At 59.9% G+C, this 16,103-nt stretch carries 10 protein-coding genes and 1 pseudogene; 2 read left to right on the top strand and 9 right to left on the bottom strand.

Features of this window, described 5'->3' with window-relative positions; translation table 11 throughout:
* The 3 genes from JQ567_RS28750 to JQ567_RS28740 form a co-directional block, all read right to left on the bottom strand.
* Positions 1-1,245, bottom strand: coding sequence for a CaiB/BaiF CoA-transferase family protein (locus JQ567_RS28750; RefSeq protein WP_212441948.1), 1,245 nt, complete (start codon positions 1,243-1,245; stop codon positions 1-3).
* Positions 1,238-1,852 carry a glutathione S-transferase family protein gene (locus JQ567_RS28745; RefSeq protein WP_212441947.1) on the bottom strand — a complete coding sequence of 205 codons (615 nt, stop codon included), beginning with the start codon at positions 1,850-1,852 and terminating at the stop codon, positions 1,238-1,240. The genes JQ567_RS28750 and JQ567_RS28745 overlap by 8 nt, the downstream gene beginning before the upstream one ends.
* Positions 1,853-1,950: 98 nt before the next feature.
* Positions 1,951-2,673, bottom strand: a complete 723-nt coding sequence (locus JQ567_RS28740; protein WP_212441946.1) for a GntR family transcriptional regulator — start codon at positions 2,671-2,673, stop codon at positions 1,951-1,953.
* Between the two features lie 130 nt (positions 2,674-2,803).
* Here JQ567_RS28740 and JQ567_RS28735 point away from each other — a divergent pair, with 130 nt between their 5' ends.
* Positions 2,804-3,811 (top strand): tripartite tricarboxylate transporter substrate binding protein, encoded by a 1,008-nt coding sequence (locus JQ567_RS28735; protein WP_212441945.1) that lies wholly within the window; start codon positions 2,804-2,806, stop codon positions 3,809-3,811.
* 181 nt (positions 3,812-3,992) lie between these two features.
* Here JQ567_RS28735 and JQ567_RS28730 read toward each other — a convergent pair whose 3' ends face one another.
* The 4 genes and pseudogenes from JQ567_RS28730 to JQ567_RS28715 form a co-directional block, all read right to left on the bottom strand.
* Positions 3,993-4,847, bottom strand: a complete 855-nt coding sequence (locus JQ567_RS28730; protein WP_409363636.1) for a PfkB family carbohydrate kinase — start codon at positions 4,845-4,847, stop codon at positions 3,993-3,995.
* Positions 4,739-5,413, bottom strand: a pseudogene (locus JQ567_RS28725) (transposase); the annotation flags it as partial. The gene JQ567_RS28730 and the pseudogene JQ567_RS28725, both read right to left, overlap by 109 nt.
* A 134-nt stretch (positions 5,414-5,547) precedes the next feature.
* Entirely contained in the window at positions 5,548-6,354 is an 807-nt protein-coding gene (locus tag JQ567_RS28720) for a class I SAM-dependent methyltransferase (protein ID WP_212441944.1), read from the bottom strand.
* 1,370 nt (positions 6,355-7,724) lie between these two features.
* Positions 7,725-10,511, bottom strand: a complete 2,787-nt coding sequence (locus tag JQ567_RS28715; RefSeq protein ID WP_212441943.1) for a UPF0182 family protein — start codon at positions 10,509-10,511, stop codon at positions 7,725-7,727.
* A 457-nt stretch (positions 10,512-10,968) separates the two neighbouring features.
* On the opposite strand from JQ567_RS28715, the gene JQ567_RS38720 reads away from it, so the two are divergent.
* On the top strand, positions 10,969-11,103 hold the full coding sequence (locus JQ567_RS38720) for a hypothetical protein (RefSeq protein WP_283816582.1): 135 nt from the start codon (positions 10,969-10,971) through the stop codon (positions 11,101-11,103).
* A gap of 630 nt (positions 11,104-11,733) precedes the next feature.
* Here JQ567_RS38720 and JQ567_RS28710 read toward each other — a convergent pair.
* Both JQ567_RS28710 and JQ567_RS28705 read right to left on the bottom strand, forming a co-directional pair.
* Positions 11,734-12,216, bottom strand: a complete 483-nt coding sequence (locus JQ567_RS28710; RefSeq protein WP_212441942.1) for a hypothetical protein — start codon at positions 12,214-12,216, stop codon at positions 11,734-11,736.
* Between the two features lie 1,289 nt (positions 12,217-13,505).
* Positions 13,506-16,103 (bottom strand): autotransporter domain-containing protein (locus JQ567_RS28705; RefSeq protein WP_212441941.1); only part of this gene is annotated, 2,598 nt, incomplete at its 5' end.

Here is a 16,103-nt window from a genome sequence, read left to right as displayed (position 1 = left end):
TCAGATGATGCCGCGCCCCGCGAGCGCATGGATGGCCGCTGCGTCGAGGCCGATCTCGGCCAGGACTTCGTGCGTATGTTGGCCGAGCAATGGCGGCGCGGCGTCGAAGCTCAACGCGGCATCCTGGAAGCGCATCGGACTGACGACTTGCGGTACGGTGCCAGCACTTTGGTGAGGCAAATGCCGCAGCATCTGCCGGTGCTTGATCTGCGGGTCGTCGAACACCTGCGGAATGGAGTTGATCGGCGCGCATGGCACGCCGGCGGCACCGAGCCGTGCGGCAAGATCGTCGCGCGAAAAATCGCGGAAACGCTCCGTCAGCAGGCCGGTCAGCATGGCGTTGTTGCGAACGCGATCGGCATTTCTGGCGAAACATGCGTCGGTCGACCACGTAGACCGCCCGATAGCTTCGCACAGCTTGGAGAACTGCCCATCGTTGCCGACCGCGAGCACGAGATGCCCGTCGGCGCAGGCAAATACGTCCTGCGGCTGGATGTTCGGATGACGGTTGCCGCCACGTTGCGGCGTCTTTCCGCCAACCAGGAAATTCATCGCCTGATTGGCGAGGAACGCGGCCTGCACGTCGAGCATCGCAAGGTCGATGGTTTCGCCTTGGCCGGTCTCGTTGCGTCGGGCGACCGCGGCGAGGATGGCGACCGCTGCGTACATGCCCGTCATGATGTCGACGACCGGCACGCCAACCTTCTGCGGGCCGCCGCCAGGCTGGCCGTCGCGTTCGCCCGTGATGCTCATCAGGCCACCCATGGCCTGAATGGCGAAATCATAGGCGGCCTGGTTGCTACGCGGCCCGTCCTGGCCGAAGCCGGTGATGGAGCAATAGATCAGCTTCGGGTGTTTCGCGCGCAGCGTCGCCGCGTCGAGGCCGTAGCGGGCAAGCGCGCCAGTCTTGAAGTTCTCGATCACAATATCGACGTCGGCAGCGAGCCGGCGCACCAACTCCTGGCCCTCGGGCACGGCCAGATCGATGGCGACCGAGCGCTTGGCCCGATTGACCGACAGGTAGTAGCCCGACTCCTTCGTGGGCTTGCCGTCACGATCTTCCAGAAACGGCGGCCCCCATGAACGCGTGTCATCGCCGCTGCCGGGACGCTCGATCTTGATGACGTCGGCGCCGAGATCGGCAAGCATTTGCGTTGCCCACGGCGCCGCCATGATGCGACCAAGGTCCAGCACCTTGAGATGCGACAGCGGACCAGTGCGCTGCCGTTTGTCCGTTTCAGCCATCGGCGATCTCCGTGGCCTTGGCAGACGGGCGCTCGCTGAACGATTGATACCATGCCGTGAGCGCCGGGTGACCGGCCCGCCAGTTGAGATCGGCAAAGCGGAAATCGAGATACGACAGGGCACAGCCGATTGCGATGTGGCCGACGTCGAACGGCTCATCGCCAAGACGCGGCGCGAGCTGCTCGAAACGCTCGAGCGCCGCGCGCGTCTTCAGAGCAAAGCCCGCGGTCCATTCCGGTGTCTGCCGGGCTTGCGGCTTGTCGCGCTCGTTCCGCCAGAGGATCAGCACGTCGAGCAAGCCGTTGGCCATGGCGTGCCGGGTAAGGGTATTCCACCGCTCCGGCTTTGCCGCGGGAAACAACCGGCCGCCGCCCGAGAGCGCGTCGAGGTATTCGCAGATCGTCAGGCTGTCGAAGATCGCCGTTCCATCGTCCAGGACCAGCGTCGGAATTTTGCCGACGGGGTTGTCCGACAGCAGCGCCTCGTTCGGCTTCGACATGGCGACGACGGTGCGCAGCAGCGTCAGCCGTTGCTCAAGCCCGAGCTCATGCGCCGCGATCATCACTTTGCGGACAAACGGGGATCGTGGGGACCAGTGCAGCTTCACGATGGGAACTCTTTCGGTCTTAAACCTTAAAAGCTAGTTTTATAGCCTTTATGACATGCTGTCTACTGCAAACCGCACAGACGCTGCCGCGTCACGGCTCAGCGCAACTTGATATCGACCCGCACCAGGTCACCGCGATAGATGCCGTCTGCGATGAGCACGATGTAGCCTTCCTCATCGACGGCGGTACGCTGGACGAAAGCGACGGGTGCATTCAGCGGCACGCCGAGCAGTTCGGCGGTCTCGAGATCGGCACCGCCGATCGTCAATGTCTGCTGCGCATCCTTGATGACGAGGCCAGGAACGTCAGCCACCAGTTTTAGGGCCGTCTTCGACGTGAACGCCTCGGGCGGAATGCGCGGCACGAGCCGCTCGTCGATGAACACGTCAGCGAGCAGAAAGGCTTCACCGTCGCGCGAGTGCCTGCGCTGCAGCCGTTTGTAGCTCGGAGCCAACTCACCGATGCCGTGCGGCACGATCATCGGGAGCTGACCGTCGGCGGCCGACAGCACTTCGATCGTGGCGCCCTCGCGTGCACGGAGCAACCCCGCGAAATTGGTCTCCATCGTGCACCACAGATGATCCTTGGGCTGGCGGCGCACGAACGTGCCCTTGGCGCGGAAGCGCTCGATCAATTGCTCACTCTCGAGGATGCCGAGAGCCTGCCGGAGCGTTGCCCGTGCGACGCCCACCTCGGAAGCGAGTTCATCGACCGTCGGGATCTGCTCGCCGACTTTCCACCGTCCCGTCTCGATATTTCGGCGGAACAGGGTTGCCAGCTGGATGTAACGCGGCACGGCGCTTTGGCTGAGGGTGCTCATGACAACGTCTGCATATGTGATTCCGGCCTGACTTGCAATGAATAGGATAATAAACTAGCCTAACGATCTGTTACATTCAAGATCGCGTTCCGCGTCATGGCGCTTGCCTGCGCAAAAATGGAGGGAGGCCATGGCTTCTGTAAGCCGTCTCATGCGGCCAACACGTCTTGCCTGCGCCGCATCAGCCCTGGCGTTTGTTGCTGCCACGGCAGGCCCGCTTCCGATAGCCGTGGCCCAGGACTTCCCGGCGAAACCGATCACGCTGATTATCCCGTTCCCCGCGGGCGGCGCGACCGACATCGCGGGGCGTGTACTCGCCGAGAGGATGGCGATCTCGCTCAAGCAGGCGATCGTTGTCGACAACCGCGCCGGCGCCGCGGGCGCCATCGGCATCAAGGCGGTCGCGACGGCGGCGCCCGACGGCTATACGCTCGGCGTCAGCGGCGTCGGCACCACAGCATTGCTCGAACCGCTCGGACGTAATCTTGGCTTCAGCCCCGGCAATGATCTCAACTATGTCGGCCATATGGGCTCGTCGGCGATGCTGATCGCCACCAAGTCCGATCTTGGCGCGAAGTCGATGTCAGAATTAATCGCGCTCGCCAGATCGAAGCCGGAGCAGTTGACCTATGGCACATCGGGGATCGGCTCGCCCGGCCATCTCGCGATGGAATGGCTGTTGCTCGAGGCCGGCATCAAAATCCTGCACTTGCCCTACAGGGGCAACGCGCCGCTGTTGAATGACCTTGTCGGCAAACACGCTGACCTCGGTGTGCTGACCATCCCCGGCACGTCGGATCAGGTGAAGGCCGGCAATATCGTTCCGATCGCCGTGACGGGCACCGCGCGCTCCGATGAACTTCCCGACGTCCCGACTACGCGTGAGGCCGGGATCAGGGATTTTGCGGCCGAGTTGTGGAATGTGCTGGTCGCACCGAAAGGCACACCTCAGCCGATCGTGGACAAGATCAGCGCCGCCCTCGCCGAGGCGATGAAGGATCCAGGCGTGCACGCCCGGTTCAAAGCCAACGGCCTTGTGCCCGAGACGATGACGCCAGCCGAAACCCGCGTCTTTGTCGATACCGAACGTGCCAAGTGGGCCGATGTTGTCAGGAAATCCGGCGTGAAAGCCGATTGAGCGGGACGTCAGCTGCATTTGTGGGGACTCTCGAAAATACCCAATGCGAGGTCGGCATACTCACAAATACGTCGCGGTGACCGTTCCGAAAGGACCGAAATCCGCGACGATTCGCCGGGCTTCCGAACATCCGTGACTTTATGACCTTTATGACGTTCACTGCGTTGAGACTTATTCGGGCCTATTCGGCAAACAGGCGAGACAATGCCGCTCCGACATCAGATTCGCGCGGAGGATCTGCCCCAGCGCGCCCGGACGTAACGGCTGCGCAAGTCGAGGCAAACGCCAGCGCTCGGCGAAGCTCGTCGGGATTCATTTGCACTAATGCGCCGGTCTTAATTCGTCCGATGGCGCGCAAGGCGAACAACAGGGCGGCCTGAAAGCTGTCGCCTGCCCCGACGGTATCGACGACATCTATCGTTGGCGCCTGGACCTCAACTAACCCCGTTTCTCGATGCCATGCCTGAGCTCCCAAGATTCCACGCGTAACGACGACAAGGCTTGTTCCCGCCGCAATAAGTGATTTCGCCCTCTCCCCATAGTCGTTGCCGCCATAGAGGAATTCGAAGTCGACATCCGACATCCGCACGATATTAGCGCGGGTGGCAAACGCATCCATCTGATCCACATAGCGGGTCTTATGCTTGACAAGATTTGGCCTGCAGTTCGGATCAAAGGAGACGGTGGTCGATCCGCCTGCATCTTCAATGAGCGCCAACGCCTCGGCGGCCCCGTCATCGCTGGCAAGCGTCGTCGATCCTACATGAATCGCTTCGATCTCTTCGAAGGGAATGGAGCCGCACCGGTGGGTCCAGTTTCGGGATGCCGTTGCCTCGTCATAAAACGCATATTGCAGATCACCCCGACGTAGCGAACGAACGCGAGCGTCGTCTGATGCTCGCTGCGCGTCGCGTAACGAAGTTCTACGTGCGAGGTGAGCGCGAAGAATGCCGGCCCCTTGTGAGCCCCGGTCCACTGCGCCGCGGGATCGGATGGCGAGACGAACTTCGGCACAACGTCGCTGGCAGCGCCCCATGCGGTATCGTCGAGGGTCGCCAGATACTCCTTTACTGCGCGGCTGGACCTCGCCGGATCGCGATCCCTGCGCCAATCCTGACCTGCGATCGAACGCTGCTTGTTGGCATCTGCCTGGATCAGGCTCGCATCAACCGCAAAACCTTCGCCACCAACCAGACCGGCCGCAATGCACGCCTCGACGACACGTTCGAAAACGCGACGAAAGACATCTCCCTCGCGGAAGCGCTCATTGCGGGCTCGCGAGAATGCCGAATGATCCGGGATAGCATCCTCGATGCCAAGCTTGCAGAACCAGCGATAGGCGAGGTTCACCTGCACTTCACGGCAGATCAGCCGCTCTGAACGGATCGCAAAGACATACCCCACCACCAGCATCCGGACCATCAGCTCCGGATCGACCGACGGGCGCCCCATAGACGAATAATGAGGCGCTAGTTCACTGCGAAGCCATGACAGATCGAGAGCAGCGTCGATCTTCCTCACCAAATGATCTTCGGGAACCGCGTCGCCAAGATGAAACTCGTAGAACAGTTGACCTTGGTCACTCTTCAGACGGCCCATCATGGATCGACCTCACCGAGAATCGCTTCAACACAACGGAATCACGCTTCGCGGTCTGTCTCAACTGACTTTTGCAACAAAATCTGCCAGAAGGAGACGTCCCTGATGATAAGGGAAGCCTTGCTGGACCCTTTGCTTTATCGACTTGGCACGGTTCCTTTGACGGCCCAAGCTACACTCGCAAAACTGCGTGGGCCATCTGGTTGATCGCATAGATACGCTTGACGAACACTGGCTTGAACTTGTTCCGCAACACCTTCAGGCAGCGTCGATAGGAAGGCCGCCAACGTGCCTTGGCCATTAACTAGTGGAAGCCAATAGTCATCAAATTTCGCAAACTCCATTCGAATGGTTAGCGTCGATTCAGCGATTTGTTGAAGGCCGGCGCCAACGAATGCGCGCGTCATCTCGCTGGGAAATGTCATCGGCCTCACTAGGGAAAGGCTACGCCGACCGAGCGCACTAGGCTCGATTGCAGCGATGGTATCCCAGAAGATGCGCTGGCTGGGCATTCCCCCAAAGGTGTCCCAGACAGTCGCAGCAACAATGCCACCAGGCCGTACCACGCGAAGCATCTCTCTTACTGCTTGATGCGGGTCAGACACGAAATGCAGAACGAGCATAGACAGAGCGCGATCGAATTGATCTTCATCGAATGGCAACGCACAGGCATCGCCTTGGCTCGCGGTTATCCGAGGGTCATTGTTCCGCTGCCTTAACGCATCGACGAATTGTTCTTCGTAATCTATGGCCTCAATGGTTGCGATGTTTGCCCGCGCTGGTATCAAGAACGTCAAGCTACCAGTCCCACATCCAACATCTATAATGCGCTCTCCATCCGCAGCTCCGGCGAAGTCCAAAAACAATGGAGCTAGACGTCTGCTCCATCTGCCCATGTATTGATCGTACCCATCAGCGCCTTTTGAAATGAAGTTAGAAGACATATCCAGCCTCGAAATAAGTGGCTCACACATATGTTTGGGAATAAGGGACGCGTAATCGCCCTAGCTTAACACGCAGCGGATGGGTGGCCCGTGAAGATTGTTCAATGCGGGGCTTCAACCGATGAAGACCAATGTCCGCTCGGGGTCAATCGCGTCGTTTTGACGGTCGCCCAGCCACTTCCGGTCCACTCCGATCAGCGGACATTCGCAGGGTAGGTCGGCACATCAAACGTGCCATAACCAACCGAAATATCCGCCTGGCTAACCGAGAGTCGCGCAGATTGGCTTATAAGGAAGTCGACGCGGCAATCACGGTGTCACGACCCGAAACCAATCTCGCATGGTTTGCTTGATGCGCTCCAGCTCCTCAGACGGTATAATGCTCATGTGACAGATAGTGTTGCGTCTGACGGTGGAACCCACTTCTGCAGAGCCGGCCCGCCCGCTGCTAAAATCGGAGCCCGAGTATAGGGGGATGCTCGCAGAACTCAGTCTGTGCGGGCCAATCAACGAGTTAGTCCGGCGATCGCGTGTCGCGCGAGTTGGTCAAAGCGTACCCAATAGAGCCCATCAGGGCTCCACTAAGAGGGCAGCGTATTGCAATCCATATCCAAGATTCCCGGTCGCTATTATCTGGCAATCTTTGTGCTGCGTTCGCGACACTTTCCTACCAGATCCTGATAACGCGCTTCTTCAGCGTTATGCTCCATCATCATTTCGCATTCGCGGCCATTTCACTTGCCATGCTAGGGCTCACCCGCGGAGCGATGAAGGTCTACGGCAAGCCCGACCGTTATGCCACGGAGCGGGTTGGCATCGAATTCGCCCCGCCACGCGTCATGGTTCGCTCTCAGCAGCGTTGGCGCGATGATCGCCTTCCTGTGCGTGCCGCTCGTTGTATCCGCAGCAAATGTGCCCCTCGCTCTGGCGCCAGCGACCATCGCCTTCGTAGCTCCGTTCACGGAAGGCGGGGTTTGTATAACACTGTTGCTGACGCGTCTGCCCTATCACGGCGGGTGGCTCTATGCAGCCGATCTCCTGGGCGCCGCAGTTGGATGTTTGGGGGTGATCTTCGTACTGCTGGTGATTGACCCCGTAAGCGCCACGCTATGGATCGGAGCCTTCGCCGCCGGCGTTGGCTGGACCGTCGTGAGGGACAGCGGTGACGTCCGCAGTTTGCGTTTGAGCAGGGCTGCCGCTCGGTCGAGGAGATTGTGGCCAGCGGCCTGACGCTTGCAAAGCTGACGGTGGCGGCGAACTTGCTCGGAGATATGGTGAAGGGCTGAGTAGGCGCGCTCACGATGAGCTATTCGGGGCCCTGGACGCGCTTTCTCGACGCGAACCGATCTCCACTTCGCTTGAAAACGATCTTAGTGGCCGGTGGCGCGTCGGTCCATTTCCTCCAAAAGCTCGCGCATGGCATCGAACTGCGTGCCGAAGCCTTTCCAATCTCCGGACTTCAATCGCTCCACGGCTTGATTGTAGCGGTCAAGTGCCTCCCGTGCTTGACTTGCCGGTGGGCGTGTCACGGACCTCTCCTCTGTCGTGCTTGAAACCGCCGGCGCGGCACCGGGCTCTATGAACAGCGCTGATAAGGCTTCGGCGAGCGTCTCCTTCATCACCACATTTTCCCCGTAGGCTGCGATCACGCGTTTCAGCTCCGGCAGATATCCGTGCTCCGCCCGCAAATAGAGCGGCGTTACATAAAGGATCGAGTTCTCGATCGGGATCACAAGCAGGTTCGCACCGCGTATCACCCGCGAGCCCATCTGGTTCCACAGCGTAATTTGCTGGGATATCTCGGTGCTCTGATTGATCCGCGCTTCGATCTGGAATGGTCCATAGACGAGCCTTTCCTTGGGAAACTCGTAGACGATGAGCTTGCCGTAGTCGGGCGGGTCACAGCGCGCGGCGAGCCACGCGATCATGTTGTCGCGGCGGCTCGGCACCATGGGTAGCATGAGGAAGAACTCGGCCTGCGGCTCGCCGGGCAGCCGCATGATGATGTAATAAGGCGCCATCGTTGCAACGCCGCCGCCGCCTGGCTGGCGCGGAAACTGCCAGAGATCCTCGCGGTTATAGAAAACGTCGGCGGCCTCCATGTGGTAGGTCTGATAGAGCTGCGCCTGAATCAGGAACAGGTCCTCCGGATAGCGAATGTGCCTCTGCAGGTCCGCCGGCATAGCCGAGAACGGCTTGAACAAGCTCGGAAAGATGCGCTGGTAGGTCGCGGCGACCGGGTCGACGGTGTCCATCAGATAAAAGTCGACGGTTCCGTTGTAGGCATCGATGATGACCTTCACTGAATTTCGAATGTAGTTGAGATTCTTGTCTTGCGCCGGCTGCGCGGAGGGGAAATAGGAACTCACCGTGTAGGTGTCCTGCATCCAGAACATCCGCCCACTGCTGATGACCAGATAAGGATCGTGATCGAGCCTCAGGAACGGAGCGATCGTTCGTACCCGTTCCTGGATGTTGCGGCGGATCATGATCCGGCTGTCGCTGGTGACGTAACTTGAGAGCAGCAGGTTCGGGTCGTTGAAGTAATAAGCAAACAGCCCTCTCCACACCATCGCTCCTATCGGAACGCCACCGGTGCCGTCATAAGCCGCGTAGATATTGTCTTTTCCCTTCGGATAGTCGAACTCAGGCGTACTCCCCTTGACGATGACGTAGCTGTCGCGCTCTTCGCCATAGTAGATGCGCGGTTCCTGGATCTGGGGGCCTCCGTCCGCAACGGGAGGGATGTCGCGCAAATAAAAGAATGGCAGCCCTTCAGTGCTCTTGCGAGTGACAGGGCTCATCACCGCGCCGGTGCCGTGCGTAAACAGCACGTGGCGGTTGACCCATGTCTGGGCATTCGGCGGCAACAGGGAGGGCCGCAGTTCTCGCGCCGAGAGCATTACGCTTTGGTAGGAGCCATCGAGCCAGTAGCGATCAACATCAAGATGATGGAATTTGTAGTATGTGCGGATCTCTTGCAGCTGCGCGTAGGTGTCCGACAGGGGCAGCCAGTCCCACAGCCTGATATTGTCGATTGTCGCCTTGTTGGCGTCGAGCGTCTTGAAGGTAAGCTTCTGTTCGGCGGCAAACGGCTTGGCTGCGATCTGATCGAGATTGTATGCCTGCCGGGTGAGCGCGATGTTGCGTTCGATGTAGGGCTTCTCCAGCTCCAACTCGCTTGGCTTGACGAAGAACTGCCGGAACAACACGGGAGCTATGCCGGACAGCACGAGAGAGCCGATGACGACAAGTATGACCGCGGCGACAGGAAGCCGGTAGCTCCTCACCCGGAGATTTGCCAACGCAGCAAACGCCGCAATGATCGACAGCCCTATCATTAGCCACAGGCCTGGTAGCACGACATGTACATCGGTGTAACTTGCGCCGACGACGACGCCGTTATCGCCATAGAGCAGCAGATAACGGTCGAGACCGCAGGACCAGGCCTTCACGGCCAAGAGGAGAGCGATCAACGCCGAGCCGTGCGCAATTGCTGTCGGCGACATCGATCGGTGATGAATGTCGTATTCGATGTCGCCGTGCACCCAATAGATCATTCCAGCGACGATCGCGCTTAGAACCAGTGTGAGCAGCATCCAGTTTTTGATGAGGATATAGGCCGGCAGCACGAAGAGATAGAAACTGATGTCCTTGTTGAAAAGCGGGTCGTCTGCACCATAGGGGACGTGATAGAAAAACTGCAGGATGACGCCCCAATTGCCGACTTCTGCCGCGGCAACCAGCAGCGCGAGCAAACCTGCACCGCCCGCGACAATCCGGGACCATGGCAGCCGATCGCGCAGCACCGCCAGCAGGTCGGCCGGCGGTACATTGCCCGCAAGATTCCACATGAACGCGGAGACAGATTGCGTCGGCTGCCGTCGGGCAAAACGCACCGCGAGCCATCCGTTCGACCAAAGGACGACCGCAGTTGCGCTCCAGACCACGAAAAAGACGAGGGCTTTAGCGCCGATTGTGGTCCAAAAAACCTGCAGGTAACCGATCGCGGAAAACCACAGCCAGTCAACCAGGAAGTCGCTCGCGAGCCAGAGCAGGATCAGGCAAATCCCGCCGACGACGGCCGCAATAATGAACCCGGCCACGGCGCTTTGCCTTGGTACCTTCCGTTCGGGTCCGGTAATCCCGATCGTCATCGTTTGATTATAGCGGAAATGAGCGACGCCTGCCGCTTGATTCGTGGTCGGGTTTGCGCCTCAGGAGCGGACGCGGGTGTGAGACACTCGCATTGTAAAACGGTCAGCGATACTGCGCGCTCCGAAGTGCAGAAGGAAAACGGCGCGACCGAAATCACCCTCTCCTCATCCGGATGCACCCAATTTTAAGACGCTATCTCGCGCGTTTCGGTCGGGCGGCATGATGTCATATCGATGAAGGGCGGATGTAGCCCTTCAAACGACCCAAGACCCCGGAATACGTCAGGTTCTATGACACAAAGGGTCGCCTCATCATCGACTAACATTTTTTGCCCTTTAAGGTTTTGCTACGAATTGATATCAGCCTAGCGCCATTGCAGATAGGTCGCGACGAGCGATAGCAAATTCCTAGTTCAACCCGACCTGCCCGGTTGGCGGTCTCCATAGGAGGCCCACTATGTTCAAGGGCTTCGTGATTGCAGTTTTGCTGGTGCTTGGTGCATCGCAGCTAGATCAGTACGTCTACAATGGCAAGTATACCGAAGGCACCATGTCGATGCTGCGACAAATCAGGCACTCGTTTGGCGCTTGAGGGATGCATCGGTGGACGCCGTTGCGCGCACGGTCCCCGCCTCGGGTAGTGGGCTTGGGGGAAAGGACGGAACCGTGCCAGGCCGCTCGGGGATGGCGGCCCGATCTGATAACGCGGTGCTGTTAGTTGTCGTTCCTGCTGCGACGTAAATGCGCGCGTGGCTGAGGGTACCGGGGCCTCTGGTAGGAACCTCAACTCACCCCTCCGTACCGCTCCGTCGATGCCCCTTATCAAGGCTATCGACAAGATCGTTCGCCACATTGATCTGGCGCAATCTGTCCGATGGTCGACCTGCGCTGCCGCACGTGCAGTCATGGTCACACGACTGATCTAACTGGCTACTGCACCGAGCCATCTCGCGGCGGTGGCCCCGAAGGTTCCGATAGTGTGGAGCCTATGGAGTAATCCGCAGCAAACGAGACCCGAGAAGACACAAGTTGTGCGCATCCTAGCCGATGATCCGGCATTGAAGCTTTTCTCTGAGAAGGGCTCCTACATGCGGACGGAACGCTAACCGTCACGCTTCCAACGCGGTCAGTACACATAACTCCGACAAGCGACAGACATGCGCAATCAGGAACGCCGTGAAACATAACGCTAGTTCATCCGTAAGGAGCCATCGTGGGGCGGCTAACGTGACCGCCGCTTTCGTCCCGTATTAGGTGATGATTTGACTCGTCTCTGGACGCCGATCAGGCGCATCATCGTGGATCGCTGAGAGATGGGCTGTGCTGCAGCAACTTCGGGCACGTGTTGACCTTCAGACGGCGGCGGCGAAGCCTCGGGCGTCGGTTCGAGGTGTGCTGTAACGGATGCCGGCACAACGTTCGCAGTAATGCAGGGTTTTTCGGACATCGCCGAGGCTGGAGTTTCGAGTGACAATAGAAACGCCCGGCCCGCATCGGTAATCTGCCAACCGCCACCATCGACCGTCACAAAATGCGAACCAAAGATGCTTAGGCCGGGCGCAAGCGCAGCTATCCGCTTGGTTCGATCGGTCCAATCGGGGCCACTGGAAATGAGAATAGAAACCTGTCGCGTGAGTTCGGCGAGCGTTGCTCGCCCATCAACTTGACCGGCCAACACCTTCAAAACCGTGATCTGAAAACTCACGTGCAGTCTCGCGCGCCCCGGATAAAAACAAAAAGCCGCCTCCGGGACGATCGGGGGCGGCTTTTCGATTACGCAATTACAAGCCCGGTAAGGCGACGATCAGGGTGGCAATTATTGGTGAACAAGAAGTTGACGAATTGAGCTAATCCCGGCTTTTCGGCCTTTAGCAGACTGCAACCGGAACCGGCGCGTTCCCGCTTGCCGACGGGAGCTCGAAACCGTCGCTCATCGATGCAGCGATCCTTCATCCGGGATCATGTAGTCGTCTTGGTCCCGCTGAGAGATCGACAACAGATCGAGCTAGACGTTTAGTACCAGCGTCCTCGGCCGTACCAGCCGCCGCCGCCAAGCAGCAGAACAAGAAGTACAATGATGAGAAGTGTGGTGGTATCCATGCGTCTTACCCCGCCTGCTGCATAATTGCGCAGCTTGGAATTCTGGCTATGACAACGTTTAGCCGGTGGTCTCGGTTCCAAGACCTCGCGTGGCGATGGGGTTACGTTGGGTTAGTATTCGCTATTCAGCGACCAGGCATACGGCGCCATGGCGCCGGGGCGCCGTTGCGTAAACTCCGACAAGCGAAACCATCATCGCGAGAAAATCATGATGATCATGAACAAAAATACGAGCGCACTCGCGACGACCCCATAAATTAGATCGCCGCGCTCGCGTTTCGTCATGCTTTGGATCCCAAAGGTAAGGTCCCGAACGCGACGCCGACGAAGTCAGCGTCTCGCCAGACCAAGCGACACTCGCGAACCGTCCGAAAATTATCGAACGACAGATCGAATTCCACCGGCAACACGTTTAGCTGCTCCAAGCGAACGCCGGCTCCAGAATTCGTCACGTCGCGAACGCAACAAGGAAGGACACCGGCCCCGCCATGAAAGAATAACATTGCACTCCGATTGATGCGCGTCCGGCCGATCGCGCGACGCTCTCGACCTGCGGACTTTAGCACTTGCTCGACAGTCGACATGGCAGTCCCGTGAAGCGTGCAGGATCATTTTGGGCGGGACGTCGCCTACAGCGGTGCCCCTAGTCGAGCGGTACGCTTGAGTGGTGATCTGGACACCTCTCAAATCCGAACGACTACCCGGAATGGTAGGCCTACGTTCGCACGCGGCAACGAAACTCGCGTATTAAGCTTGATACGCTTGCTGCGGGTTAATTCTGGAACCGGATGCGGTCGTGGTCTCGAACCTAACGTCCGCTCTTCCCCAAACAGCGGACATCACGCATCAAGGCCGCCACTTCCGAAAAGTGCCCCAATAGCGGAAGTCGGCGCTCTACCAGCTATATCGCGCCACGCCCTTGCCGGCGTAGCTGCGCGTGACCTTGGAGAACTCGCCCTCGAAGGTCGCAGCAAGCGAAACGCCGTTGATGAACTTCATCTCCGCTGAGGCCGTCGTCATCGCTGCGTCACGCGCCTGTGCGGCGCCGTTGATGACAAAGGGCGCGCCCGGCAGCGTTTGGAAGGTGGCGGCGATGCTGCGATCCGGATTGAAGTCGTGCGCCCAGGCGAGGCGGCTGCGCAGGACGAGGGTCGCATTGCCCGCGGCATATGATTTGTCAGTGCGCCATCCCAATTCGCTGCGCGTCGCGGTGACGGCCTTCGAGGCGTACTCGAGCGCAAACATGTTGCTGCCCGAGAGAGCGCCTTCCGCATAGGTCGGCAGATCAAACGCCGTGACCTGCGAAGCCGCATAGGGCGTGACACCGATCCATGAGGTGATAAGCGGATAACCGCCTTCGATGCGTCCCGAGAAAGCGTTGGCATCGAAGCGTGCGCGCAAGCGATCGACGTCTGCAACGGTCACGGTGCGGTCCGTGGTGATATCCTGCCAGCCATAGGCGAGCGCAGCCGAGAGATACGCAGCACCGGCGGTGTGTCGAATGAAGGCGCCAGCCTGGAACAGGTCCGACGAGCCGTGTCCGAGACTGTTGGCGATGCCGAAATTGGTGCCGCCGCCGGCCAGCGCAAAGCCAGCCAAAGTATCCGGCGAGAACCGATAGTCAGCGCCGATAGCCGTGCCATAGACCCGGCCGGTCGCGGCGCTGGTTCCCAACGTCGCATTGCCGCTGGTGGTCTGCGATCCACCAAATCCCGCGGCCCACACGTTCCAGCGGCTTGCGAACGGATCGGCGATGCGGGGCGGCGCCTTGGTGTAAACTGCGGCATAAGCATCGCGTTCGGCGCGTGATGGTGTCTTGCCGGCAGAAGAGGTGTCGGCGTTCGCTGCGTTGTCTTCCGCAAATTGCGATGCGCTGCCCTGTACGGCATCGCCAGCGCGACCGTCGAGCCAGGGATCGAGCAATACGCCCATGAACAGATTCATCGCCTGAAACGTCGTCTGCTGCGTACCCGTCGCCGCTTCGCCGGAGACTTGCGCCAATCCGGTTGCCGATAGCGCTCCGAATGCCATCGGAATTCCGCCGTTGGTGTTGAAGTAACCGGTCAGTACATTGGCGATGGTCTGTTGGTTGCCGGTTAGCCCCGTGTTGGATCCGGGACCGGACGGCGTGAAAGCCAATGTTAGGTCCAGATAGGCGTGCGTGGGGTCGTAACTCAATGACGTCGTGAAATTGGCCGGCAGATTGGAATTGGCCAGCGTGCCGAACGTGCCGCTGATGCCGCCCGCGGCGCTCAAAATGGTATAGCGCTTGGCGAAATTGCCGCCGTTGCCGTAGGTCGCGGATACCGTGCCGTTGAGGGTCGCGCTGCCCGAGACGTTGGCGAAGGAGGCGGCGGTCGGACTGATCTGCACCAGATAGGCTGCGCCGGACTGGAAGGCGAGATTGCCATTCACCGTCATCGACGAGCCCGATGTGCCGCTGCCCGGCAGGAATGTGGCGCCATTTGCGATCGTTGTATTGCCGACGACGCCGGCGCCCATCAGCACGGCGCCAGCGTTCACCATGGTCAGACTGGAGGCCGCGATGGACCCCGCTACATCAAGCGTGCCGCCGGTCACCGTGGTCGGGCCGGTGTAGGTATTTGCTGACGTGAGCACCAGGCGGCCGGCGCCAATCTTCTCCAGCGGCCGCGGCCCATTCAACTCGGAGATCGGGCCCGCCTGCGTTGCGGTGCCGGCGAGCACCTGCAACTGCGTGTGGTTGGAATTCACCTGGATCGGATTCGCCAGCGTGATGCCGTCGGCATAGTCCAGCACCGAGCCGGTGGTCGTGACAGCACCGGTGCCGAGGGCCGCGTTGTTCTCCACCCGCAGCGTTCCACCCGCAATCGTCGTGCCGCCGGAATAGGTATTGGCGTTGGTGAGAACAGTGGTGCCGGTACCGAGCTGTTCGAATGTGCCCGAGCCGGAGATGGTGCCCGCGAAAGTAAAAATATCCGACCGGTTGATGACGAACCTGGCGTTATCGAGCACATTGCCGACGATGGAGCCAGTGGTCCCGCCATTGCCGAGCTGGAGCGCGCCCGCTGCGATTGTTGTGCCGCCGGTATAGATGTTGGCCGCCGTGAGCGTCGTGGTGGCAGTACCGAGCTGCTGCAATGAGCCGGGCCCGCTGATGAGGCCATCGAATTGAACGGCGTTCGAGCGGTTGAGGGCCAGCGTCCCATAGTTCCGGAGGTCGCCGAGGATCGAGCCCGTCGTCCCGCCATTGCCAAGCTGGAGCGTGCCAGCCGCAATCACAGTACCGCCGTTATAGGCGTTGGCCGCCGTCAAGACCAAACTTCCGGTGCCGAGCTTGAAAAGTGCGCCACCCGCGCCAAGAGATTGATTCAGGATGAACTTGTTGTTGGCCGCGACGATGTCGAAGCCGCCGCCATTGACGCCCCAATTGATCGTGCGCGCGGTCGCGGTGAATGACGTGCCGGTGACCTGCAGGGTGCCGCCGTTGAAGCTCAGCCCGCCTGCGGCGTT

It is taken from the genome of Bradyrhizobium sp. AUGA SZCCT0431, from assembly GCF_018131065.1.
Lineage (GTDB): Bacteria > Pseudomonadota > Alphaproteobacteria > Rhizobiales > Xanthobacteraceae > Bradyrhizobium.
Note: the sequence above shows the minus strand (reverse complement) of the source record. Positions and strands in the feature narration are given on the sequence as shown.

Excerpts from the sequence above, each read along its gene's own strand:
- JQ567_RS28750 (WP_212441948.1), bottom strand. The coding sequence starts at position 1,245 with ATGGCTGAAACGGACAAACGGCAGCGCACTGGTCCGCTGTCGCATCTC.
- JQ567_RS28740 (WP_212441946.1), bottom strand. The coding sequence starts at position 2,673 with ATGAGCACCCTCAGCCAAAGCGCCGTGCCGCGTTACATCCAGCTGGCA.
- JQ567_RS28735 (WP_212441945.1), top strand. The coding sequence starts at position 2,804 with ATGGCTTCTGTAAGCCGTCTCATGCGGCCAACACGTCTTGCCTGCGCC.
- JQ567_RS28730 (WP_409363636.1), bottom strand. The coding sequence starts at position 4,847 with ATGGGGCGCTGCCAGCGACGTTGTGCCGAAGTTCGTCTCGCCATCCGA.
- JQ567_RS28720 (WP_212441944.1), bottom strand. The coding sequence starts at position 6,354 with ATGTCTTCTAACTTCATTTCAAAAGGCGCTGATGGGTACGATCAATAC.
- JQ567_RS28715 (WP_212441943.1), bottom strand. The coding sequence starts at position 10,511 with ATGACGATCGGGATTACCGGACCCGAACGGAAGGTACCAAGGCAAAGC.
- JQ567_RS38720 (WP_283816582.1), top strand. The coding sequence starts at position 10,969 with ATGTTCAAGGGCTTCGTGATTGCAGTTTTGCTGGTGCTTGGTGCATCG.